The organism is Sphingomonas sp. SORGH_AS_0879 (genome assembly GCF_030819175.1).
Lineage (GTDB): Bacteria > Pseudomonadota > Alphaproteobacteria > Sphingomonadales > Sphingomonadaceae > Sphingomonas.
This window is the reverse complement of record NZ_JAUTBJ010000002.1, coordinates 445975-469898: the sequence shown is the minus strand read 5'-3', so window position 1 is coordinate 469898 and position 23924 is coordinate 445975. Positions and strand designations below refer to the sequence as shown.

Below are 23924 nucleotides of genomic sequence, written 5' to 3'. Positions count from 1 at the left end.
GCCCCCGATCAGGGTTCGCTAGCGAACCCCGGGGTTAGAAGTTGACGCCGAACTGAATGCGGGCCGAACGGCCAGCATTATACGAGGTCGGCAGGGAATAGACCGGCTGCGGCGCACCGGCGGAGGTGGTTCCCGTTTCCGCCACCCGCAGCACCGGCTTCGAGTTGAAGACGTTGAAGACCGAGATACGGACGAAGCCCGTGAAGGCATCGGTCGGCACCGCGACCGTCGCATCGAGGTTGAGCAGCGCGAGCCAGTCCGACTTCAGCTGCGAACCGCGGTTGACGACCTGCAACGTGCTGGGGCGCGCGCCACCAGCCCGATTGAACGGATCGTTGATCACGGTGAAGCCATTGGGATTACGGACGACCGAACCGTTGACGACGTTACAATAGGCGCCGCTCGTGTTGTAGTAGAGACCCGTGATACCACCCGGCGCCGTGGCGTCGAAATCGGCACTCGCGGGCGGACGACCATAGCAACCGAACTTGCGCGGTGCGCTGACCGAACCGGTGAAGCCCAGCGTCAGCCATTCCGCCGCCTTGTACGAACCCCAAGCCTTGAAGTTGTGGCGACGGTCGTTGGGCAGATAGCCATAGGTGCCGTTGACCAGCACGGGCAAGTCGAACGCGGTAGTCAGACCAGAGTCGCTTTGCGCGTTGTCCGAACGCACGCCACCCTCGATATTCCCGTACAGCTTGGAATAGGTGTAATTCGCATTCAGCGACCACACGCCATCCCATTCACGTTCGAACGTGAAGTTGACGGCGCGATAGACGCGCTGCGCCTGCGGATATTGCAGCGAGGCCGCCGACAGCACCACCTGACGCGGCGTCGTCTCACCCGGCAACGGATCGCTGAGCGTCACCGCGACATCGCGGCCCGGATTGATCAGCGCGAACTGATGGACGCCGTTCCAAATGTCGCGGCAATCCGCCGCTGCCTTGCCCTGCGCGATGCAGTAGGGAACGATCGCCTGATCGAGCGCCGCATCTTCCAGCGAGTTGTTCAGTTTCGTCTGCGTGAAGTTGAACCCGACCTTGATCCGGTTGGCCACGCGCTGTTCCACACCCAAGACAATCTCATCAACCGATTGCGGCTTGAGATTCGACGCCACCACAGAAGCCGTGCTCGGTACGGTTCCGTCGTTGCGCAAGCTGCAAGCGGTGCCTGCCGGCGAATTTCCCGGGCATGCCGTGAAACCAGAACCGGTCGTGATCGGTGCGCCAAGGATCGGCGTATTATCGGCCATCAGCCCACCGAACTGATAATAGGCGTCATAGTCGAGTTCACCACCGGCCAACCGGACATTGGTGTTCACCGCAACGGGGATGAAATAACGGCTATAGGAACCAAAGAACTTGGTGCGGCCATCACCCAACGGATCGACGCTTGCACCCAAGCGGGGGCCCCACTGGTTCTTGGCGAGGAAGAAGGTCTGCCCGGCGCCATTCTTGTTCTCGAACCGATCGTTACGGATACCCAAATTCAGATTCAGGCGATCGTTGAGAAGATGCCAGTCATCCTGAACGTAGAAGGCCGTGTTACGCGTGGAGAACTGACCACCCGTGCGGAAGACACGCCCCTTGATATAGCTCGTGCCGCCGGGCAACCCGATGACCGGATCGATCGTCGCCGCCGTACCCGAAGCGGTCAGAAGCGTGTATTGCGCGCCACCATTGGCGACGCTGATCGAATCTTCGTCCAGATCTTCCCGGTCGTAACCGCCGCGAATGTGATGCGATCCGAGAAGTTCAAACCGGACATCGGCATCCGCGCGGTAGAAGGTACGCTTGTCGAAATTGATCGAAGCGTTGCTCAGGGTGTTACCGATGCCGCTATTGGCGCCGTTCCGCTGGTCCGTCACCGACGGCAGGTTGGGCAGGCTGGATTCGGTCGTATCGCGGTTCTTGTTGACACCATAGGCCGCCGACAGGGTCAGCCACTGCGTAAAGCTGCCCGTGTAACGGAAGACGTAGTTTTCACCGCCCGACTGGTAGATGTTGGTGGCGATGTAACCGCCCGGATTGTTGGTGTTCAGATTGTAGCGTTGACCGCTCGCCAGCGTGTACCGGCTGGTGCCATAGACATTCTCAACCCGGCGCCCCGTCGTGTTCCAATAGGTCGCTTCCAGTCGCTGGCCATCGACGATCACCGCGTCGATCTTGCCGCCCCAGAACGGGCTGGTGTTACGGTTCTGGCTGTAAGAGGTGCCGACGATCTGCTGACCAAAGGTGTTGAGGTCCGCGAAATTCGCGCAAAGCGCGGGATTGCTCGCACAACCATTGGCGCCGGTGCCCGTCGCAGAGACTGCGCCCGTATAGCCTTGCCCATCGCGAATATCGCGCGCGTTGTAGAGGCCGTAGAAGAACAGATGGTCCTTGATGATCGGCCCCGAAAGTTGCGCAATCATCTCATGACGATCGGAATAGGCCGAATCATTGTCGGCGGCATAGGTGTTGCGCGTCTTGGAAACCAAGCTATTCGGCTGCCAGTTGAACATGATGCCGCCATGCCACTCATTGGAGCCCGACTTGGTGGTCGAGTTGATCATGCCGCCGGTGAAGCGACCGAATTCGGCCGGAATGCCGCCGATCTTGGTCTGCACGGTCTGATAGAATTCGAACGGCACACCCGCTGCGCCAAGACCGTTGCGGAACTGCGTGACGTTTAAACCATTGATATAATAGACGTTTTCCGAAATCGACGCGCCGTTGATCGAAGGCAGCGAAGCAAAACGGTTGTCACCGCCGACTGCGCCCGGTGCCAACAGCACGACCGAGGTCAGGTCGCGACCGACCGGGGTGCGCATGGCGACATCGGCCACGTCGATCGTCTGGCCGATCGTGTTGCTGCTGAAATCGACGACTTGCACGCGGCCCGCGGTCACGACGATATCGCCGCTGGTTCCGGCATTCACCGGCTGAAGGTTGAACTGGTTGGCGGCGCGGCCCTGAATCAGGCGAACGGCCGGATCGGTGAAGCTGTCATAGCCATCGGCGGTGATCGAGAAGCTGTAGGTTCCCTGCGGAAGCGCCGAGATCACATAGGAGCCGTCCGCCTGCGTCGTCGCGCTGCGGGTAAAGCCCTGCGCCGCCGACGTCACGGTGACGGTCGCACCGCCAATCGCCTTGCCATCAGTCCCCTGGACACGGCCGGTGGCGTTCACCTGCGTATAGTCCTGCGCGGTCGCGGGCGCCGCGAGGGCCACCATGGTCGCCCCGGCACCCAGCAAGGCAACGGCGTGCAGCGCCGCGCCATGACGCAGGAAGGTCTTCGAAAACAGCCCTTGTTTGCTCATTTTTATTTCCCCCTCGAAAGGCGCCCGATCGACGCCTTTTCGCCACCCTGAACGGGCGATGACCAACATATGTCAGGAAGATGACGTGCTCTTACAAAGGCTTTTTGACACTTTATACGTTTTTCACAGCACGATGTGCGCAAAATGCAACAGTCGTTCTCGTGCCTGTAAATGATTGCATCAAAAGTCGGCAGCAAAGATCCTGAATGCCAACAACTTAGCTTCGCCCGTATTATCGATATATATATGCAATACAGCAACACAGTTAGAAGTCGGTGTCGGCGGGGCATGGATGTTGGTCGCCGATAGGCGGGCCATCCTCTCGCGAATCAGGATCTTTGGAATCTCATGCCTACGCCATGAAAAAGGGGGCGGCTCCCGCAAAGGAACCGCCCCCTTCAGTTGGGTCCGCAAGCGGACCTGGGGTTAGAAGTTGAACTTGGCGCCCGCGCGGAACTGGCGGCCGAAGATGCCGTCGCCGCCCTGCACCGCGTTGTACAGATACGCGCCGTAGGTCACCGGATCGATCGGAGGCAGGCGGTTGAAGACGTTCAGTACGTTCACGTAGAAGGTGAACTTGTCGTTGACCTTGAACGACGCGTTCGCATCCGCCGTGATGTAGCTCTTCACGCGGCAACCGAAATAGGCCGGGGCCTGGCCGCAATCCTTGTACGCATCGCCCTGGTCCATGGCCGACAGGTCATAGCCCGAGGTGTAGTTGACCGTACCCGACAGTGCGAAGTTGCCGAAGTCGAAGGTGTTGACCCAGTTGCCCTTCCACTCGAACGTGCCCGAACCGGCGGTCAGGTTGAAGTTGCCCAGCGTGTCGACATAGGTCTGGCGCACGCCGTCCACCGTCGTGCTCAGCTCGAGGATCAGGCTGGCGTTGAGGTTGGTGGTCCAGCGGACCGCACCGAAGTCGTAGAAGCCGTTGACCCCGAAATCGATGCCCTCCGACTTGATCGTCTGCGCATTGATCAGCTGCGAGCGGACGAAGGCGATCTTCGGCGTCGCGGTGGGGTTGTTGACGTCGACGGCATCCGGGATGACCGTGAAGCCGGCCGGGATCGCGGTGCCCGCGTAATAGGCCGCGATGGCGGGCGACAGGTCGGGCGTGGTGATCGCCCCGGTCTTGCGGATGTTATAGTAATCGACCGTGAAGGACAGGCCGCGCACCGGATCGACCTTGATCCCGGCGGTGAAGCTGCGCGACTTTTCCGGGTCCAGATTCTGCGACGCCAGCGTCGTCTGGCCGATCGAATAGTTCGAGATATAGCCCGAGCAGTTGGTCGGCGTGTTCTGCGAACAGATCTGTCCGGCGCCCGGATTGATGCTGTACTGACGCAGGAAGGCATCCGGGATGCTGCTCAGCGACTGGGTCACGTAACCGGTCGTGGGCAGCGCGTTCGCCTCGCCGAAGGAGGGAATGCGGAAACCGCGCGAATAGGTGCCGCGCAACGAGACCTGGCGGATCGGCTTGAAGATCGCGCCGAACTTGGGCGAGAAGGCGCTCTGGCCGCTCGAATAATGGTCGTAACGGCCCGAGGCGTTCAGGGTCAGCTGGTCGAACACCGGCGCATTGACCTCGTAGAAGGCCGACGAAACGGTGCGGTTGCCCTTGGTGCCGAAGGCGTTCAGGCGGAAATAGCGCTGGGTCGGGCCGTTCTCGTCCGAGTTGGCGCTGGGCGCATCGATCGCTTCGTAGAAGATCGAGCCGCCGACCGCGAGGCGAAGATCGCCGCCCGGCAGCGTCATGATCGCCTTGCCCAGGGTGAACTGCGCCTGCAACAGGTCCGAACTGTCGTTGGTGATGTTGGTCGGCGTCAGATAGTTCAGCGTCGCCTGGCTGTTCTGGCCGGGGTTGATGAAGTTGTAGCTGCCGTCCTTGATCACATCGAGCAGGTGCTGGATGTACACATAGCCGTTCTGCTCCAGGCGCAGATCGGTGTGCATCGCGGTCGCGTCGAAGCGATAATCGACATCGTCGAAGATCGTGCCGTTGATCCCGAAGGCGGCGCGATAGACGCGGCTGCGGGTCCGGGTCGATTCGAAGCTGTTCGGCAGCATGCCGACCAGACGCGCGACCTGGCCCGCCGCGGCGAACGGGTTGTTCGGGTTCAGCGTGCCGTTGGTCGCGGTGCAGGCGCCGACGGTCGTGCGCGGGCAGATATAGACCGGCAGCGCCAGGATCGCCGAGTTGGGATCGATCGCGGGCGTGGCGTTCTGCGACGTCGAATATTGCGGGAACAGGATACCGGCGGGCGCATTGGCGCGCAGCACCGTGGGGGTGCCGGTATAGCTGGTCGTCGCCTGCTGGAAATTGACCTGCAGATAGGCTTCCGACGTATCACCGATCTTGGCGGTGAAGCGCGCCGAACCGCCGACACGCTCGATGTCGGGCGTGATGTTGCCGTACAGACGCTGGCTATCGACCTGGCAGACGGTGCCCGGCGCGGTCGCGTTGATCGGCAGCGCCAGTTCGGACGCGGTCGGGTTGTACGGATTGCCGGTGAGGCAGCCCGCCGTCGGGTTCAGCAACTGATAGCGACCGAGCGCCGTCGTGTTGGTCGCATCCGCCGGGCGCACAAAGAAGTTCGGCGTGTTGATCGCGAAGCCATTGGTATACTGGTTGTTGGCGTCCAGCCCGTTGGCGATGTTGTTGGGGCCGCAGACTAGCGAGCCGGTGCGGTCGGAACAGATGCCGCGCTCGTCGCTGCTGTTGTACGGCGACGGCACCTGACGCGCCTTCACGCCCTCGGAGCGATAGTAGAAGCCGCTGATATAGGCGTTATAGCCCTGCTCATCGAGGTCGCCGGTACCGGCGGTCAGCGAGAGGCGCTGGTTGGCGTTATAGCCGCGCTCGGAAATACCGGCCTCGGCGCGGCCCATGATGCCCTTGACCGAACGCTTGGTGATGATGTTGACCACGCCCGCGATCGCGTCCGCGCCATAGCTGGACGACGCACCATCGCGCAGCACTTCGACGCGGTCGACGATGTCGTCGGGGATGGTGTTCAGGTCGACGAAGTTGCGCGTGCCGTCATCCGACAGCGGATAATAAGCGGCGCGCAGACCGTCGAACAGGACCAGCGTCGAGTTGGTCGACAGACCGCGCAGCGACACCGACGACGCACCGGACGCGAACGCGCCATTGGCGGTGAACGAGTTGGTCAGCGCCGGGCCGTTGTTCGACGCCAGCGCCTGGATACCCGCCTGCACCGTGTTGATACCGCGCGCGTCGAGATTCTCGGTGGTGATGGTCGACACCGGCGACGGGCCGACATCGGCGCCGCGGATGATCGAGCCGGTGACGACGATATCGCCGCCCTGGCCGGCATCGGCCTGTTCGGCCCCCTGTGCGACCTGGGCGTTGTTTTCGGCATTCTGGTTGGCGTCGGGCACGCTCTGCGCCCAGGCCGGAGAGACGAGCGCCAGCGAAAGCGGCGCGACCGTCGCGAGCAGGCCGAGCCTGCGCTGACCGATCCACGAATTGGTCATGTTCATTACCCCTTTTTTCTCTTCCTCCCGACCTTCTGGCCGGAAGGGTCACCGCTCGCGTGAAAGAAAAATCCCATTTGCTAACGGAATGTTGCTTGATTGAGACGAACCATGGCTCGTGTAAAGGCCAGAAATCAGGGGAAATCATCACAACCGTGCGCCTGTCGCATAAATGACACAAGCACTGTCTCATATGACAGGACCGTCACCAGAACGTCAGAATGACGCGAACATGACGCGTAAGTGACATGCAAACGATGTCAGTATTGATGACATATGTTATGAAATCGAATGGGGATGTAGGCGCACGAATGGATGCCGCCCCCCAAGGGCAGCAGATAAAATCGCCTCCGAAAACGGTGTTAGTTTATTGCCGCTATCTGCCGCGGCCGCACGGATTGGCCGAGCCGCGCGATGGCCCGTCCGCAGATCATGACAAGGTGATGACCCCGACCATAACAGCCGGAATCACGTCGAATGCGAGTAAAACCCCGCTCCGGAGCTATTCGGCCAGCGCGGCGAGCGTCTTCGCTCCCTCGATCTTTCCGAGTGCGACGAACAGATTTTGCAGCATCCGTCGTTCGTCGTCGGCCAGATGCGGATTCCAGGCATCGAGAATGAGGACCGCCCGCAATTCCGCGCTGTCATTCCATGCCTCGTGCTCGATCGTGTCGTCAAAGGCGAAGGCCTGCCCCTCGACCCAGGCGCGCGTTTCGCCGCCGACGCGGAACCCGCAGCCCTCGGGTACGATCAGTGGCAGGTGCACGATCGCCCGAACATTGCTGACCCCGGTATGCGCAGGCAGACGCGTGCCGGGTTTCAGGACCGAAAAGAAGGCGGTCGGCCCCTTCCCCGGAATATGCGCCAGCGGCAGCCGATCGAGCAACGCCATCGTCTGCGGGCAGGCCGCGGCCATATCCGCGTCGCGCACGCCGTAGCGCCAGAGATAGCGGGCGCTCCAAGCCTCGGAATGGTCGAGCGCCGTCCATTTATTCTCCGGGGTCCCGGCCTCCATCGCGACATAGGGCGTGAAACCGCTGTCCGGCCGCGCGAGCAGCGCCTCCAACTCGGCCCGGATCGCAGGCGTCGCCGCTTCCAGCTCGGCGAACCAGGGGAAATGTGCCGGGTCGAAAAACTCGTCGGCGGGCAGGAAGGGGAAATGCACCCCGTGGCAGACATTGTGGTAGATCGCCCGCCGCCCGAGCAGCGCATCGACGCACCGATCGAACCGCCGCCGCCGGCTGGCAGGCACATCCCCCCAATCCGGCGCCAGCGCGGCGTCGAGTTGATCGCCCAGCGCCTGTGCACGGGCGGCTATCCGCGCCTGGGCATGAGCGAGCAACTGGTCGAGTCCCGCCGACCGTTCGGGCAGGGACTGCAAGACCGTCGCGACCCCATGCCAGCGGAACTGCGCCTGCGATTCTTCTCCGGCCCGGTCGTGCCATTCGGCCATGCGGACATTGGCCATGACGTGCCGCTGATCGCGGTGGAGCACTTGAAGCAGCGCCTCGCGCTCGCCCGCCACATCGCCCTGGTCGCGCCGCGCGGTCGCCAGGTTCATCCATAGGGGCGGTGCATCGGAGTCGCTTTGGATCGCCCGCTCGAACCAGTCGGCCGCCCCCGCCGGGTCGGTCGACAACAGGCTCATCCCCATCGCGTTGCACAGGATCGGATGATCGGCCACCTGCGCCAGGGCCTGTTTCAACAAACGACGCCCCCCCGGTCCATCGCCCCGTGCCTGCGCGGCCTGGGCCTGCTGGAGCAACGACATGGCGGGGGCGGGAAGCGGCTGGGTCATGATGCCGTTATGCGGGGGGAACCGGGCGGGTTACAAGCGCCGTCCGCGCTGTTTCGGGGATTAACAGCCTGCAATTCCCAACGAAAAAGGGCGGCCCTTGCGGACCGCCCTTTCCCTCGGCGATTGCGATCGCGAACCGGTCCTTAGAAGTGGACGCGACCCTGAACGCGGAAGCCGCGACCGACCGTGTCATAGGTCGACGGATAGGTGTTGCCGCTGTTGAACGAGGTCGAACCGGCGTTCGATCCGACGATCGGCGGCTGCTTGTCGAGCAGGTTGGTGACCAGGATCGACAACTCGAAATTCTCGGTGGCACGGATGCGCGTGCCGAGATCGAGATAGTTATAGGCCTTGATCCGGTTGAAGTTCCAGACCTGGCCGGCGATCGGGGTGTTGCCCGTGATCGTGCCCGAGAAGAGCGGGGTCAGACCCGGCTCGTACCGGACAGCATCGATATGACGCCACAGCAGCGACAGGTCGACATCACCAAAGGTCAGCGTGGTGCGCTGATTCCAGGCGAACTTCGGCTGGATGGTCAGACAGTTGGCGCTGTAATAGCCGACGCATTCGCGAACGACCGAGCTGGGCGAGGCCTGGAAGGTGTTGCTGTTCGTCCAGGTGCCCTGGAAGTTCAGGTTCAGCTTCGCGAAGCCCAGGTCACGACGGTAATCGGCGGTCAGGTCGATACCATCGGTCGCGATGCGGCCAGCATTGGTCAACGGCTGCGGCAAGCCCGCCACCGTTGCCGACGAACCGCTGAGACGGCCCGTCGTGGTGCTGCGACGGATGCTGGTGCAGGCCGTCGACGTGGCCGAGGCCGCCGTGATGTTGCCGAAGCAGGCAGACAGAATGTCCGCCGGGGTCGCTTCGGTGATCGCCTGGTTGATCTTGATGTTGAAGTAATCGACGCTGATCGTCAGCCCTTCGACCAGCGTGCGCGGGGTCAGGATGGCCCCCACGGTGAAGGTATCGGCGACTTCCGGACGGATGTTCGGATTGCCGCCGCCGGTGGCGTTGGGCTGGCCCGAAGCCGGGTTCGCGATCGAACCGATCACCGCCGCCGGAGCGCCCTGTGCCAGACAGATCGCCGCCAGATTGGCGTTGCTGGTCGGAGCGGCGCCGGCGCACGGATCGACGGTCAGGTTGACCAGATAGGTCGACACCGGCGCGAACAGTTCGCTGATGTTGGGCGCACGAACCGCACGCTGGTAGTTACCGCGCACCTTGAAGTCGGCGATCGGTTCCCAGCTACCGCCAGCCTTCCAGGTGGTGGCATTGAAGCTGGGGTTGCCGGTGGCGTCGATCTTGTAACGCGACTGGCGGATACCGCCTTCGATGGTCAGGTTGCGGAAGAACGGCTTGTCTTCGACCAGCGGGGCGATGACCTCACCGAAGAATTCGGTGACGTTGAAGCCGCCATTGACCGGCAGGACCGCGCCGCCCGCGCCGCCCAGTTCGCCCGGAACCAGGGCATAGGCGTCGGGGATACGCTGCGCGCCGTAATCGCGATATTCCGCACCGACCGCGAAGCTGATCGGGGTGGACGCGGCGGGCGAAGCGAAACCGAAATCACCGTTCAGCAGCGCATGGACCTGCGACAGCTGGGTCTTGGTGGTGATCGTGCTCTGACCGTTCAGGAACGCGGCCTGCTGCGGCGTGATGCTGCCCGCCTGACCGAACAGGTTGAGCGGCACGCAGCCATTGGTCGTGACGGTGCAGGTCGTGGTGTTATCGGCATTCAGCGCCTGCTGGACGCGCGAACGCAACACATAACCCGACTGGGTCTGGGTGTTCTGGCTTTCGCCATAGGATCCGTAAACGTCCAGGTTCAGCGACTTGGTCAGGTTCAGGCGGACGCCGGCGGTATAGTCGAACAGCGTCGTTTCAAATTCGCTGACGCGCGGCCCGAGTTCGACCGTACGGCGATAGACTTCCGGCATCGGAATGGCGGCGTTCGCCGCGCAAGCCGCCGCATCGGTGATTCCGGCGGCCGCGCAAAGCTGGCTGCGGATGCCCGTCGGCAGATACGGATTGTTGCCCGGAATGGTCAGCGACTCGCCGAAGATGCCCGACGGTGCGATGATGGTCGACACCCGGTTCTTCGAGAACAGCCCGCGGGTATAGACGGTGACGGTATCCGACACGTCGTAATGCGCCGCGCCGTACATGTTGTAGCGCTTAAACGGCGTGAAGAAGATGTTGTACGGGCTGAAATTGAAGTCCTGATAGGGCGCGACCAGCAGGTTGCTGCCAGGATTCACCTGCAGCAGGTCGGACTGTCCGTCCAGGCCGAGCGAGGTCGGCACCGAAGTCGGCGAACCGGCGGCGGCGCTACCGGTGGTCGAGCTGATCGTGTTCGACGAGTAGCGGCGATCGCCCTGATAGATGGGATCGGCTTCCTGGTAACCGACGCTGAATACGGCATTGCCGCGGCCATCGTCGAAATTCGCACCGATGGTGACGTCGGCACGGAAGTAGTTGCCGTCGCCGCGCTGCGAAATCTGCTGGCTGGCCGAGGCATCGACGCCGGAGAAGTCCGAGCGGGTGACGAAGTTGACGACGCCCGACACCGCATCCGCGCCGTACGAGGTCGATGCACCGCCGGTCAGGACGTCCATCCGCTCCAGCAGGGCGAGCGGAATGTTGTTGAGGTCGGTCTGGCCGCTGAGCCCCGCTGTCGCGATGCGCTTGCCATCGATCAGGACGAGGTTTCGGTTCGAACCGAGGTTGCGCAGGTTGACGAACGACGCGCCGCCATTGCCGTTATTGACAGCCGTGCCGATGCCGGGCACCGCGCCGGGCAGCTGACGCAGCACTTCCTCGGCGGTGTTGGTCTGACGCAGCGTCAGTTCTTCGCGACCAACGACCGCGACCGGGCTCGACGAGACCAGATTCGGGTTGCGGATCAGCGTACCGGTGACGACGATATCGCCCTGGCTGGACTCGCTGGTGACGGGCGTGCCGTCGGTGTTCGTCTGTTGGGCGGCCGGGTCCTGCGGCACGACCTGCGCCTGACCGGGAGCAGCGAAAATGCCTGCACCCATCAGCAACGTGGACGCCAGCAGGCGTACGCGAGCATTTGTTTTCATAGACTTAACCCCTTTTGTCGGCCTTGTGACCTGACGTTTTCGACCCGGATTTAACCGGGTGCTGCCATTTTATTACAAAGGCGTTAGAGTCGGTTGCAAACCCAAACCCCTGGATTTGGGCCCATATCTTCAGGTTTATCGGGGCTGTGACATAACCGTCACAGAACGTGCATTAAAATTTCATCAAACCCGCCGGAAACGCACGAAGGATACCGAAGTCGATGAAAGTCCAGATCATTTTAGCGGTTTGCCTATCGTCAGCTGCTGCGGCGCAGCGTATCGACGACCGTTCCAGGACGGTTGACGAGTTAACCGCCTGCCGCGAAGTTCGCGGCGATGCAGCACGATTGCGCTGCTATGATCGTGCGGCGGACGTGCTGGCGAATGCACGGGCATCCGGCGACCTGATGGTGCTGGACAGGAAAACGGTCGTGGCGCGCAAGCAACAACGCTTCGGGCTGACCACCCCGACCGGCGAGATGTTCGGCGGTGGCGCGTCCGACGATGCGACCGCGGTGCGCCAACTCGACAGCAAGATCGTCGCCATTGCCCCGGCCAAGGCCTATGGCCGCTTCGATATCCAATTGGCCAACGGTTCGGTGTGGCAGACGCTGGAAGTGCTATCCTTCCCGCCCAAGCCAGGCACCGGGGTAACGGTCAAGGAAGCGGCTATGGGCGGCTATCGTCTATCGATCGCAGGCGAGCGTTCGGTCCTGACCAAACGGATTCGCTAGCGGCACCCGCCTTCCTCGGCGATCCATCACCGCATCGGCCCCGTCACCAGTAGCGGATCGAGCTTGCGCCCGCGCCATTGCAGGCTCCAGTGCAGGTGCGGCCCCGTCGCGCGGCCGGTCGCGCCGACCGCGCCGATCGGTTGGCCCTGGCGGATGTGATCGCCGACGCGGACGTCGATGCGCGACAGGTGCAGAAAGGCGCTGTTGAGTCCCTGGCCGTGGTCGAGCATCAGCAGATGCCCCTCCAGCGTGAAGGGCTGGTCCGCCGCCAGGATCACCACGCCATCGGCGGGCGCGCGGACGATGGTGCCGGTGGTCGCGGCGACATCGGTGCCGGAGTGATAGCTGCCCGGCTCGCCGCGATAGACGCGCTGCGCGCCGAACAGGCCCGAGATGCGCCCGGTCAGCGGCCATTGCAGGGTCTGGCGCCAGCCATCCGCACCCGTCGCCTGCGCGCGGGCCGCGCGGATTTGTGCCAGTTCGGGAGGGCGCAGCCGTTGGAACTCGGGATCGGGCACAGGATATTTGGGCAACCGATCCAGCCGCTCGATCCGCCAGGCGCGTGGTGCGATGGCGAGCGGCTGGCGCACCTGTCTCCCGTCGCGCAGAGTCGCGACCAGTTCGGCCGAGGGTCCGGCATCGCGATCGAACCCGGCCAGGAACGCGCCATCGGGGGCGAGCGGGATCGCTTCGCCGTTCAGCGTCACCGATACCGCACCGGCGGGGGCCTGCCCCCGTATCAAGCCCCCTTGGCTGAGTTCCCCGGTCCAGCGGAACGGGGTAAGCGGCACGGCAGGCGGAGCAGCGGGCGCGGCGGCGGATTGCGGCGCGAAGGTTGCAACCGGAGTCGATACGAGCCCGCTCGGCGCGACGCATCCGGCCAGCAGCAGCGCCATCCCTCCGCCGCCCAGCCTCATTGCGGGCTGAGCACCTTGGCGGTCGCCTCCGCATCGGCATAGGCTTCCTGCCGCGCCGCGCTCCAATATTTCAGGTCTTCCAGCGGAATGCGCCGCCCGGTCACCGCGCAGACGACATGGTCGCCGGGCGCCAGCACACGAAAGCCGTTGGCCATATAGTGCAGCCGCGCGGGGCGATCGGTATTCGACATCAACATATTGGCTCTTTCGAAGGCATCAGAGAAGCGTCGGCTGGTCGGCCTTGGGCTCCCGCTTGGGCTTGTCATAGGTTTTGGGTGCGGGGCGCTCAACCCCGGCCTTCTCCACCGCCACATCGACCGTGCCGTCGCGGAAGCGCAGGGTCAGCGTGTCCGCCGCCCGCGCCGCATCCGCCGAGGACAGGGTCGCGCCGCCCGGTCGCGCGGTGATGCGGGCATAGCCGCGCTCCAGGATGCGGTCGGGGTTGAGCGACTGGACCAGCCGCCAGGTCGCGGCCAGCCGGTCGCGCCCGCGCTCGACCTGCCGTTCGAGGATTGCGGGGCGCAGCGCCGCGCCCGCCCGGTCCAGCCCGCCGCGCGCCAGCGTGACCCGCCGCTCCAAGCCCCGGTCCAGCCGCGCGCCCGCTTCATCCGCCCGCTGGCGCTGCGGCCCCAGCAACTGGTCGCGCTTGGGCAGCAGCCGCGCCATCGCGTCCAGCCGTTCGCGACCGCGCTCGACATAGCGGCGCGCGCAACGCTCGGTGCGCTGGCGATGGCTGGCGACGGTCAGGCGCAGATCGGCGAGCACCGGCACCGCGATCTCCGCCGCCGCCGTGGGTGTGGGCGCGCGCAGGTCGGCGGCATAGTCGCACAGCGTCGTGTCGGTCTCATGCCCCACCGCCGAGATGATCGGGATGGAGCATTCGGCGACCGCGCGGACCACGATCTCCTCGTTGAAGGACCACAAGTCCTCGATCGAGCCGCCGCCGCGCGCGACGATCACCAGATCCGGGCGCGGCACCGGCCCGCCCGGCGCAATCGCGTCGAAGCCCTGGATCGCGGCGGCGACCTCCCTGGCCGATCCCTCGCCCTGCACCTTGACCGGCCAGACGATGACATGGGTCGGGCAGCGATCCTCCAGCCGGTGGAGGATGTCGCGAATGACCGCACCCGTAGGCGAGGTGACGACGCCGATGACAGGCGGCATGAAGGGCAACGGCTTTTTCCGATCCCGGTCGAACAACCCCTCGCCCGCCAGCTTGGCCTTCAGCTTTTCGAGCAACGCCATCAGCGCGCCCGCGCCCGCCAACTCCATCCGCTCGACGACGATCTGGTATTTGGACCGGCCGGGGAAAGTGGTCAGGCGACCGGTGGCGATCACCTCCACCCCGTCCTGCGGCTGGAAGGGCAGCGTGTTGGCCGCGCCCTTCCACATCACCGCGTCGATGACCGCATTCTCGTCCTTCAGGCTCATATAGACATGGCCCGAGGTCGCGCGCTTATAGCCGGAAATCTCGCCGCGCAGGCGGACATGGCCGAATTCGCCCTCCACCATCCGCTTCAGCTTCAGGCTGAGTTCGCCGACCGATAGCGCGAGCGCGTTGTCGCCGGCGATCTCCTCGGCTACCAGCCTCGCACTTTCGTCATAGGGATAAGGATCGGGCATGAACGTCCTGTTGCTGGGATCGGGTGGCCGCGAACATGCGCTGGCATGGAAGCTGGCACAGTCGAACGGGTTAGATACGCTCTACGCCGCGCCCGGCAACCCCGGTATCGCGAACCACGCGACGTGCGTGGCCTTGAACGCGACCGATCACGCCGCCGTGGTGGCGTTCGTGAAGGACCGCGATATCGGCCTGGTCGTGGTCGGCCCCGAAGCGCCTTTGGTCGATGGTCTCGCCGATTCGCTGCGCGCCGAGGGCGTGCCGGTGTTCGGGCCCGGCAAGGCCGCCGCGCAACTGGAGGGGTCGAAGGGCTTCACCAAGGATCTGTGCCGCCGCGCCGACATCCCGACCGCCGGTTATGTCCGCGTGAACACGCTGGAGGAGGCGCAGGCCGCGCTCGCCACGACCTTCGGCCTGCCGGTGGTCATCAAGGCCGATGGACTGGCGGCGGGCAAGGGCGTGACGGTCGCCTTCACCAAGGCCGAGGCCGAGGCGGCGATCAACGACCTGTTCTCCGTTCCCGGTGCCGAAGTGGTGATCGAGGAGTTTCTGGATGGCGAAGAGGCCAGCCTCTTCGTCCTGACGGATGGCGAGGCTCTGCTCCCCTTCGGCTCGGCACAGGATCACAAGCGCGTCGGCGATGGCGATACCGGCCCCAATACCGGCGGCATGGGCGCGTACAGCCCCGCTCGCGTGCTGACGCCCGAACTGGAGCAACAGGCGATCGACCGGATCGTGCGGCCCACCGTGGACACGTTGCGCGCCGAGGGGACGCCCTTTTCCGGTGTGCTCTATGCCGGGCTGATGCTGACCGAGCAGGGGCCCAAACTGATCGAATATAATGCCCGCTTCGGCGATCCCGAATGCCAGGTGCTGATGCTGCGGTTCCAAGGCGATCTGCTGGCGGTGATGCTGGCGGTGGCGGAGGGGCGACTGGCCGAACTGCCCGCCCCCGCTTTCTCGGACGATCCGGCGCTGACCGTGGTGATGGCGGCGGCGGGCTATCCCGGTACGCCCAAGTCGGGCGGCAGCATCGACGCGATCGACGCCGCCGAGGCGACCGGCGCGGTGGTGTTCCAGGCGGGGACCCGGATGGACGGCGATCGGCTGGTCGCCAGCGGCGGCCGGGTGCTGGCCGTCACCGCCAGCGCCGCCACCGTGGGCGAGGCGCAGGCCGCCGCGTACCGCGCGGTCGACGCGATCCGCTTTCCCGATGGCTTTTGCCGCCGCGATATCGGCTGGCGCGAGATGGCGCGCGAAGCGGACGCAACGGGAACCGCAGTGTAACTCCGTCGATTGGGCTCGCGATCGGGGCGATGGGACAATAGGGTGATGCGATGAACGACACGACGGCAGCAACTGGGGGGGCCGCATCGGCTGAAAGCCTGATCCCCGATGGCGTGGCGACGATCACGACGATTCACTTCGCCCTGCTCGCCATCGTCGCACTGGCGGCGATCGCGGTCATCATCATCGGCATGCGACTGAAGCGTCGCCGCACCCATGCCGCACGGCAGGTGGAGGAGAATGCCCAGGATGCGGGCATGACCGTCCGCGCCCCCGATTCCGCGCCCTTGAGCGAAGCCGCGCTGACCCAGCCCAAGGCGGCACCCGCGCCCGCCCCGGTTCCGTCACCCGCCGCACCGCCGGTCATGCCCGCCCCCGCCGTGCCGGAGGAACCCGTCGCCGCGCCGGAACCGCTGAGCGACGAACCGGTCGCGGCCGCCGCGCCGATGTCCGCCAGTCCGGCGGCGGAGGCCGCTCCCACCGCCGCCGCTTCTGCCGAGCGCCCCCAGGATCAGCCGATCACGCTGCTGAAGGGCCTTGGCCCCAAGCTGACCCAGAAGCTGGCCGAACATGGCATCACCACGGTCGGCGACATGGCGGCGCTCAGCGACCAGCAGGCACAGGCCCTGGATGCGCAGCTCGGGCCGTTCTCGGGCCGCATGGCGCGCGACCGCTGGCTGGAACAGGCGCGTTTGCTGGCGGCGGGTGACCGGGCCGGGTTCGAGGCGGTGTTCGGGCGTCTCTGACGGAACAGGCACCGTCCCGACCGGTTGAGGCGCGATGACGACGCTCGATCCCCAGACCACCGCGCTGATCCTCATCGACCTGCAACAGGGCATCGTCCCCCATGCCGGGGGGCCACGCTCGGGTGAGGAAGTGGTGCGGACCGCCAGGATGCTGGCCGACCGGTTCCGCGCGGCCGGCGCGCTGGTGGTGCTGGTCCATGTCGGCTTCACGGCCGAAGCCATGCCCAGCCAGAATGTCGACCGCCCCAGCCTGCCCGCCCAGGGCACGCCGCCGGACTTCAGCGAACTGGTCCCCGATCTGCGTCAGCCCGGCGATATCGTGGTGCTCAAGCATCATTGGGGTGCGTTCACCGGCACCGACCTGGACCTGCAATTGCGGCGGCGGGGCGTTCGGACCGTGGTGATCGCGGGCATCTCCACAAATATGGGCGTCGAGTCGACCGCCCGCTCGGCGTGGGAACTGTCCTATGATGTGGTCATCGCCGAGGACGCCTGCGCCTCGCGCTCGGCGGAACTGCATGCGTTCGCGATCGCGCAGATCTTCCCACTGATCGCGCGGGTGGTGGCATCGGGGGATATCGCGCTAGACGGTTGAGGGTGCGTGTCGGGGCGGCATGGTGTCCCGGTCCAGGGGCCATCGCTTGCGAACCGCCGGCCCGATCGTCTCGACCCGGTCGGTCCAGATCAGGCCATCGAAGCCGGTCGGCACACGCGCAAGGTCCTCGATACGGTCCAGCCGGGTGAAATCGTTCGCGCCCAGCCCGAAGACCGACCCGATCAGCATCACGTCGACGTGCGCCTTCGCCATGCGCCCGAGAAACCGGTTGGGCCAGCCCCAGGCCAGCGCGCGAGTATTCATCGCGACGATGATCGTGCCGTCGCGGCACGCCTGCGGGACATAACCGGTCCACCCGAGCGCGGCATATGTCAGGGTGCATTTCGCGGCCCGTCGATCATGGATAACGGGAACGTCGGGACGCAGTGCCTTCGCCGCCATCGTGGCCGGGGTGTCCGCGAACAAGGCGATGCGGCTCCATGCATCGGGATGCCGCTTGTCGATATAGGATACCAGGTTCGGACCGGCGGACCGACCGTCCTTCATCTGCACCAGGAAGCGCTGCGCCGGGAATGTGCGTAGCGCTTCGTCCAGGGTAGTCATCAGTCCCCGACCGGCACCCCGAAGCGGATAGGTTTTGCCGCCGTCCGCCGTATAGCCATAGCCGACATCCAACGCCTTCATCCGATCGAAGGGCGTCTTGCCGACAAGTCCCGCTCCGTCCGTGCGGCACTCCAGCCCGATATCATGGAACAGGATGAATTCGCCGTCCGCCGTTTCGCGTACATCCACCTCGACGATATCCGCGCCCGCATCGATGGCTGCGCGGATGGAGGGCAGCGTATTTTCGATAAGCCGGGTGATGCGGCGGCAGGATATGCCCCGCCTTGCAGGCATTGGGATCGTCGGAGTTTCCGTCGAAAAGCTGATGAACGCCACGCTGCGCAACGACGATGGGTCGCCCCATGGGCGGACTGGCGATCCAGGAGGCGTTCGCCAAATAGATCGACGCCAGAATCACACCGACACCCCATGCGGCAAGAAAACGACGTTTCATGCGCCCCCCCTACAGGCCCATCATCGACCGCCGGAACGGCCAGCCGGAATCGGTCTCTTGCCTTACGCCTCGCTGACCAGCAGCTTGTCGATCCGCCGCCCGTCGAGATCGACCACCTCGAAGCGCCAGCCCTGTTCGACGAAGCTTTCCCCCTCGCCCGGCAAATGGCGGAACACCGCCAGCGCCAGCCCCGCGACGGTCGCGTAATCGCGGTCGTCGGGCAGGTCGATGCCCAGCCGGTCGGCCAGCGCATCCGCCGCCATGGTGCCTGCGACCAGCAGCGATCCGTCGTCGCGCTCGACCACGGAGGGCGCCTCGCCCGGATCGGCGTCGGAGGCGAATTCGCCAGCGATCGCGGCCAGCAGGTCGGACGGGGTCACGATCCCTTCGAAATGGCCGTACTCGTCGTGGATCAGCGCCATCGGCACTTCCGCCTGGCGCAGCGCCAGCAGCACGTCCATCGCGTCGATCCGGTCGATGACGACGGGGGCCTTGCGCATCAGATGCTTCAGGTCGAGCGGATCGCCCCGGAACAGCGCCATGGCGATGTCGCGCGCCTGCACCACGCCGACCACCGCGTCGATCGAGCCCTCCCCCACCGGCAGGCGGGTGCGCGGGCTTTCCAGCAGCTTGGCGCGAATCGCCTCGTCGCCCAGCGTACAGTCGAGCCAGTCGATCTCGGTCCGCGGCGTCATCACCTCACGCACCGGCCGATCGGCCAGCCGCACGACGCCCGAGATGATCGAGCGCTCATGCTCCTCGATCACGCCGGACTTGGAGGCCTCGGCGACGATCAGGTGCAGTTCCTCGGCGGTCACCTGATCCTCATTGTCGCGGTTCAGGCGCAGCAGCTTGAAGATCACCCCGCTGGTCGAATCGAGCAGCCAGACGATCGGCGCGGTCCCGACCGCCAGCCAGCGCATGGGGACGGCGACAAAGGCTGCGATCGGCTCCGGCTTGCGCAGCGCGAACTGCTTGGGCACCAGCTCGCCCAGGATCAGCGAGGCATAGGTGGTCAGGCCGATGACCAGCGCGAAGCCCAGCGTCGCGGCGGTCGCGGCTGGCACGCCCAGCGCCTCCAGCCGGGCGGCCGTCGGCGTGCCCAGGCTCGCGCCCGAATAGGCGCCCGCGATGATCCCGGTCAGGGTGATGCCGATCTGCACGGTCGAGAGGAACTTGCCCGGATCGGCCGCCAGGGTAAGGGCTGCCTGCGCGCCCTTGCGGCCGTTGCGCGCCATCGCCTCCAGACGGGCGCGACGGGACGACACGATCGCCAGCTCGCTCATCGCGAATACCCCGTTCAACGCGACAAGCGCGAGGATGATGAGGACGTCGATCCACGGAAAGGGGGGCAGCGGTGCCATCGTTATGGGGTGCTCATAGCGGGCCGGACAGGGTTTCGACAACTCCCGTCGTCATGTTCCGTTCAGATCGCCTGCGGAACAAGCGCGATCGGGTTCGCGTTTCGGGGTATGAGACGCGACAAACTAACAAGGGTTATCCGCATGAAGACCTCCGCCAAATTCCTCGCCGCCGCCGCGCTGTCGGCGCTGGTCGCCACCTCGGCCTGCACGACCGATCCTGAAACGGGCCAGCAGCGCCTGTCCAAGGCCGCGATCGGCGGCATCGGCGGTGCGGTGGGCGGCTATCTGCTGGGTGATCTGGTCGGCGGGCGGCGCGACCGGACCGAGAAGATCCTGGGCGCCGGCATCGGCGGCCTGGCCGGGGCCGGGATCGGCGCATACATGGACAAGCAGGAGCGAGACCTGCGCGCGCGGACCGCGGGCACCGATGTGCAGGTGGTCCGCCAGGGCGACGACCTGCTGCTGAACCTGCCCTCGGGCATCACCTTCGCGTACAACTCGTCGCAGGTGCAGCCGCAGTTCCGCCAGACGCTGGACCAGGTCGCCGACATTCTGTCGCAATATAAGCAGACCTATATCGACGTGTACGGCCATACCGATTCGACCGGCAGCGATGCGTATAACCAGCGCCTGTCGGAACAGCGCGCGGTGTCGGTCGCCGACTATCTCGCCTCGCGCGGGGTGCAGCCCGCCCGCATCGGCACGCGCGGCTTCGGCAAGTCGCAGCCCATCGCCTCCAACGACACCGAGGAAGGCCGCGCCGCCAACCGCCGCGTCGAGATCAAGATCGTGCCGATCCGCGAGGGCGATCTGCGCTGATCGCCACGCCTTGAAATCGAACGAAGGGGCTCGGACGGGATGCCGTCCGGGCCCTTTTTCGCGATCGAGACCGTGTCGCTGTCAGACCCCTTTGCAAATCCTGACAGAGCCGAAACCCTCATCGGTCGAGGGCAACTCGAACTGCCCCGCAACCGACCGGATGGCGGAAACCGGCACGATCCTGTCGGGCGACCGGCACGCATTGCGTTCGATCGCGACGGCCAATGGCGTATCGATGAACACCGCGTCGATGGCGGCTCCGAACCGTCTGGCGATGGCGATGATCTTCGCCCGATGACGAACGCCCGGCAGCGCCGCATCGTAATAGATGACGCCCGGACATGGGGGCCGGGCGGCGATCCAGCTCGTCTTTCCCGCCCCTTGCACCCCACAGACCAGAACGACCCGCACCGGACCTGCGTGCTGCATGATCGCTTGCTCCAACGCCCGGTAGGACTGATCCCAAGCCGCCTCGCCCCGTTCGGGCGTCCAGACACGGCCCTGCGCGGTTTCCAGAAAGTCATCGGGATTGATGCTCACCGATCGGGACGGAGCGCCATCGACCATGGCTTCGTCACGCAATGGCTTCGACATCGTCCGTCCTCCTATCGCCGTTCCGCGAAGAAATTCCGGAGCAAGTCAGCCGCCTCGGCCTCCCCCATGCCGGTATAGAGCTCCGGGCGATGGTGACAGGTGGGCTGCGTGAAGAAGCGCGGTCCGTGCTCCACCGCGCCGCCTTTGGGGTCGCTGGCGGCATAGTAAAGCCGGGCGATCCGGGCCTGGGCGATGGCCCCCGCGCACATCGCGCACGGCTCCAGCGTCACCCAAAGATCGCAATCCTCCAGCCGGTCGCGACCGAGTCGAGCGGCGGCCTCGCGAATCGCCTGGATCTCGGCATGGGCGGTGGGGTCGTTCAGACGGCGTGGCGCATTGGCGGCGACCGCCACGATCGCCCCTTCCCGCACCACCACCGCGCCGACCGGGACTTCGCCCAGCGCCGCCGCCTGGGCAGCGGCGTCGAGCGCGGCGCGCATCGGGGCGGGGAGCGGGAACATCGCCCCTCCCTGCCCCGCGTCCGTCACGCGGACAAGGGTAGATGAGCGATTCGCTTACTGGGCGTTATCGGCGGGCTTTTCGACCGAGACGGTGGGCACGTCGACGGTCTTCTGGGTCGTGCCGACCGACACCTTGGGCCCTTCAGCGCGGAAGGCCGGGGCCTGGACGACGGCGGGGCGGGTCTGGTCGATGCTGATCCAGCCCATCGCCATGGCACCCGCCGCCAGGAGAAGGACGATGCCGATAAGGACAAGAAAGGCGCGCATGGCTCTGGCTCCAACAGGGTCGTGACCGTAACAACGCACCTTCCGACGACGCGGTTGCACGAGGGCAAGCGGGGAATCGGTTGACGTGCCCGCCGGGACGGGGTATCGGCGCGGCCTTTCCGGGCACTGCCTGAAACCAGGATAACGATCATGTCGCGCATTTGCGAGCTGACCGGCAAGGGCCGGCAGGTGGGCAACAATGTTTCCCACGCCAACAACAAGACCAAGCGGACGTTCCTGCCGAACCTGCAGAACGTGACGCTGATTTCCGATTCGCTGGAGAAGAGCGTGCGTCTGCGCGTCTCGACCCATGGCCTGCGTTCGGTCGAGCATAATGGCGGCCTGGACAACTGGCTGGTCAAGACCTCGGACGATCAGCTTTCGCTTCGCGTCCGTCGCCTGAAGCGCGATGTCGTGAAGAAGCTGGCCGCCGCCAAGACCGAAGCCGCCGCCGCGTAATTCGCGGACGACCGGTTGACGGGTTGAAGCCCGCCGCTCTTCGGAGCGGCGGGTTTTCGTCGTTAGGTTTTTGGGGGTGTGGGGCTTGTGCGGGGCGTGGTCTTCGACTTCGCTCAGGCTGATCGGGGTTCGGGGATCGGAATTTCTACCGACATCCGTTCAGCCTGAGCGAAGTCGAAGGCCAAGGGAAACCCTGACCCGAATCACCGCCCCGCGAACCGCCGATCCAATCGGAATTTCAGCAGATAGCTGCGCTCCAGCAGCGTCTGGTTATCGTCCGACACCAGCCACAGGATCGTCTCCCCCGCTTCCCGGGTCACCGCCACGCCCTCGAAATTGTCGTGGATCAGCGGCGCGTCGAGTTCGGCGAGCAATTGCCCCCGCGCCGTCCTGCCCGGCGCAACCTCGGCGGCGGGGACGAGCATGATCCGGTTCGAAAAGCGGAACGGCAGGCGGAATCGCCGCTCGACGACGATCAGCGACCCATCGGGCAGCGCGGCGGCGTCCGCGACATCGTGATAGGGGGATACCCGATAGGCGAAGGACCGGGGCCGGTGGCGGAGCGGATCGCCCGCGAAGATCAGCCCCTGGCGGCTCCAGCGCCGCGTCTCTTCGCTACCCCGCCAGCGCGGACGGTCGATCTTCGCCTCTTCGGAAATGGTGACGAATCGGCCATCGGGCATCCGCACGAGCGACTCGGGCCCGCCATTGCCCGGCCAGTCCGCCATGGCCGGGGGCGCGACATAACCCTCCGCCCGCGTGAAGTCGGGGGCGTAGCGCCAGATCTGGTTGAAATTCTCGAACCCCACCCACAGCGTGCCAGTGGTCGGATCGACCGCCAGCGACTCGCTGTCGCGGTCCGATTTCAGCCACCCGGTCGCGGGCCCCGACGGCAGATTGTCGAAGCGCAGCCCGTGCGGCTTCCAGTCCGCCCCCATGGCGAAGCGGACGATATTGCCCCCGTCGCTGAGCAGCATGAAATGCTCCCCCGATACGGTCAGCGACGAAAAGCCGCCGAACGCCGGAGAGCGACCGGTCAATTCGACCCCGCCCAGATAAGTCAGCGCCCCGAGGCGGTGCCGCGTCGGATCACGCGGGTCCAGCGCCACCCGCCGCGCATCCATCTGCGGCGCGCCTTCATAGAGGGCCAGCCGATCACGCCCCGCCCATCCCGGCACGAAAGCCAGTATCATCAGGCAGGAAAGCAGGATGCGCATGGCGCCTCATACGCGCTGCGGCGCAGCACGACAGCCTGATTCGCTTTGGGCATGCGACCGTATCGCTGCCTTAACGAAAGATAACGACGGCATTCAGGAAGCGCTCAATCCGAATCGCCCATTACCGGGTCAACGACGA

Annotated in this window: 19 protein-coding genes; 6 read left to right on the top strand and 13 right to left on the bottom strand. The window is 65.2% G+C overall.

Going from position 1 to position 23924, the window contains the following annotated elements; genetic code table 11:
* Positions 1-34 precede the first annotated feature (34 nt).
* The 4 genes from QE379_RS02790 to QE379_RS02775 all read right to left on the bottom strand — a co-directional run bounded on the left by QE379_RS02790 (position 35) and on the right by QE379_RS02775 (position 11641).
* Entirely contained in the window at positions 35-3301 is a 3267-nt protein-coding gene (locus QE379_RS02790) for a TonB-dependent receptor (RefSeq protein WP_306997621.1), read from the bottom strand.
* Positions 3302-3727: 426 nt separating this feature from the next.
* Complete coding sequence (locus QE379_RS02785) at positions 3728-6799, bottom strand: TonB-dependent receptor domain-containing protein (RefSeq protein ID WP_306997619.1); 3072 nt, start codon at positions 6797-6799, stop codon at positions 3728-3730.
* Between the two features lie 502 nt (positions 6800-7301).
* Positions 7302-8597, bottom strand: coding sequence for an aspartyl/asparaginyl beta-hydroxylase domain-containing protein (locus tag QE379_RS02780; RefSeq protein ID WP_306997618.1), 1296 nt, complete (start codon positions 8595-8597; stop codon positions 7302-7304).
* Between the two features lie 143 nt (positions 8598-8740).
* Positions 8741-11641 carry a TonB-dependent receptor domain-containing protein gene (locus QE379_RS02775; RefSeq protein ID WP_306997616.1) on the bottom strand — a complete coding sequence of 967 codons (2901 nt, stop codon included), beginning with the start codon at positions 11639-11641 and terminating at the stop codon, positions 8741-8743.
* Positions 11642-12033: 392 nt separating this feature from the next.
* On the opposite strand from QE379_RS02775, the gene QE379_RS02770 reads away from it, so the two are divergent.
* Positions 12034-12420 carry a hypothetical protein gene (locus tag QE379_RS02770; RefSeq protein WP_306997614.1) on the top strand — a complete coding sequence of 129 codons (387 nt, stop codon included), beginning with the start codon at positions 12034-12036 and terminating at the stop codon, positions 12418-12420.
* 26 nt (positions 12421-12446) lie between these two features.
* Here the strand turns inward: QE379_RS02770 and QE379_RS02765 are convergent, their stop codons facing one another.
* The 3 genes from QE379_RS02765 to xseA are packed head-to-tail and all read right to left on the bottom strand — an operon-like array spanning position 12447 to position 14960.
* Positions 12447-13316: a M23 family metallopeptidase gene (locus QE379_RS02765; RefSeq protein WP_306997612.1), complete on the bottom strand. Its 870-nt coding sequence runs from the start codon at positions 13314-13316 to the stop codon at positions 12447-12449.
* A gap of 17 nt (positions 13317-13333) precedes the next feature.
* Positions 13334-13534 (bottom strand): DUF2093 domain-containing protein, encoded by a 201-nt coding sequence (locus QE379_RS02760; protein WP_306997611.1) that lies wholly within the window; start codon positions 13532-13534, stop codon positions 13334-13336.
* Positions 13535-13553: 19 nt separating this feature from the next.
* Positions 13554-14960, bottom strand: coding sequence for an exodeoxyribonuclease VII large subunit (xseA, locus tag QE379_RS02755; protein ID WP_306997609.1), 1407 nt, complete (start codon positions 14958-14960; stop codon positions 13554-13556).
* Between xseA and purD the strand changes: the two genes are divergently transcribed.
* The 3 genes from purD to QE379_RS02740 are packed head-to-tail and all read left to right on the top strand — an operon-like array spanning position 14959 to position 17586.
* A complete protein-coding gene (gene purD / locus QE379_RS02750) occupies positions 14959-16245 on the top strand; it encodes a phosphoribosylamine--glycine ligase (protein ID WP_306997607.1) in 1287 nt (428 codons plus the stop codon). The two genes, xseA and purD, sit on opposite strands and share 2 nt — an antisense overlap.
* 50 nt (positions 16246-16295) lie before the next feature.
* Positions 16296-16991 (top strand): hypothetical protein, encoded by a 696-nt coding sequence (locus tag QE379_RS02745; protein ID WP_306997605.1) that lies wholly within the window; start codon positions 16296-16298, stop codon positions 16989-16991.
* Positions 16992-17025: 34 nt separating this feature from the next.
* Positions 17026-17586, top strand: a complete 561-nt coding sequence (locus QE379_RS02740; protein ID WP_306997603.1) for a hydrolase — start codon at positions 17026-17028, stop codon at positions 17584-17586.
* Here QE379_RS02740 and QE379_RS02735 read toward each other — a convergent pair.
* Together QE379_RS02735 and QE379_RS02730 are read right to left on the bottom strand one after the other, a co-directional pair.
* The gene (locus QE379_RS02735; protein WP_306997600.1) at positions 17575-18444 is read right to left on the bottom strand and encodes a glycerophosphodiester phosphodiesterase family protein; all 870 of its coding nucleotides are present in this window, start codon (positions 18442-18444) and stop codon (positions 17575-17577) included. The two genes, QE379_RS02740 and QE379_RS02735, sit on opposite strands and share 12 nt — an antisense overlap.
* Positions 18445-18666: 222 nt before the next feature.
* Positions 18667-19968 carry a hemolysin family protein gene (locus QE379_RS02730; RefSeq protein WP_306997598.1) on the bottom strand — a complete coding sequence of 434 codons (1302 nt, stop codon included), beginning with the start codon at positions 19966-19968 and terminating at the stop codon, positions 18667-18669.
* Between the two features lie 141 nt (positions 19969-20109).
* Between QE379_RS02730 and QE379_RS02725 the strand changes: the two genes are divergently transcribed.
* Positions 20110-20787 (top strand): OmpA family protein, encoded by a 678-nt coding sequence (locus QE379_RS02725; RefSeq protein WP_042487217.1) that lies wholly within the window; start codon positions 20110-20112, stop codon positions 20785-20787.
* An 81-nt stretch (positions 20788-20868) separates the two neighbouring features.
* Here the strand turns inward: QE379_RS02725 and QE379_RS02720 are convergent, their stop codons facing one another.
* The 3 genes from QE379_RS02720 to QE379_RS02710 are packed head-to-tail and all read right to left on the bottom strand — an operon-like array spanning position 20869 to position 22109.
* Positions 20869-21381 (bottom strand): kinase, encoded by a 513-nt coding sequence (locus QE379_RS02720; RefSeq protein ID WP_306997596.1) that lies wholly within the window; start codon positions 21379-21381, stop codon positions 20869-20871.
* Between the two features lie 11 nt (positions 21382-21392).
* Positions 21393-21842, bottom strand: coding sequence for a nucleoside deaminase (locus QE379_RS02715; RefSeq protein WP_306997594.1), 450 nt, complete (start codon positions 21840-21842; stop codon positions 21393-21395).
* Between the two features lie 54 nt (positions 21843-21896).
* Positions 21897-22109, bottom strand: coding sequence for a hypothetical protein (locus tag QE379_RS02710; RefSeq protein ID WP_306997591.1), 213 nt, complete (start codon positions 22107-22109; stop codon positions 21897-21899).
* A 150-nt stretch (positions 22110-22259) separates the two neighbouring features.
* On the opposite strand from QE379_RS02710, the gene rpmB reads away from it, so the two are divergent.
* Positions 22260-22568 carry a 50S ribosomal protein L28 gene (rpmB, locus tag QE379_RS02705; RefSeq protein WP_056432158.1) on the top strand — a complete coding sequence of 103 codons (309 nt, stop codon included), beginning with the start codon at positions 22260-22262 and terminating at the stop codon, positions 22566-22568.
* Positions 22569-22771: 203 nt separating this feature from the next.
* Here rpmB and QE379_RS02700 read toward each other — a convergent pair whose 3' ends face one another.
* Positions 22772-23761 (bottom strand): esterase-like activity of phytase family protein, encoded by a 990-nt coding sequence (locus QE379_RS02700; protein ID WP_306997589.1) that lies wholly within the window; start codon positions 23759-23761, stop codon positions 22772-22774.
* Positions 23762-23924: the final 163 nt, after the last annotated feature.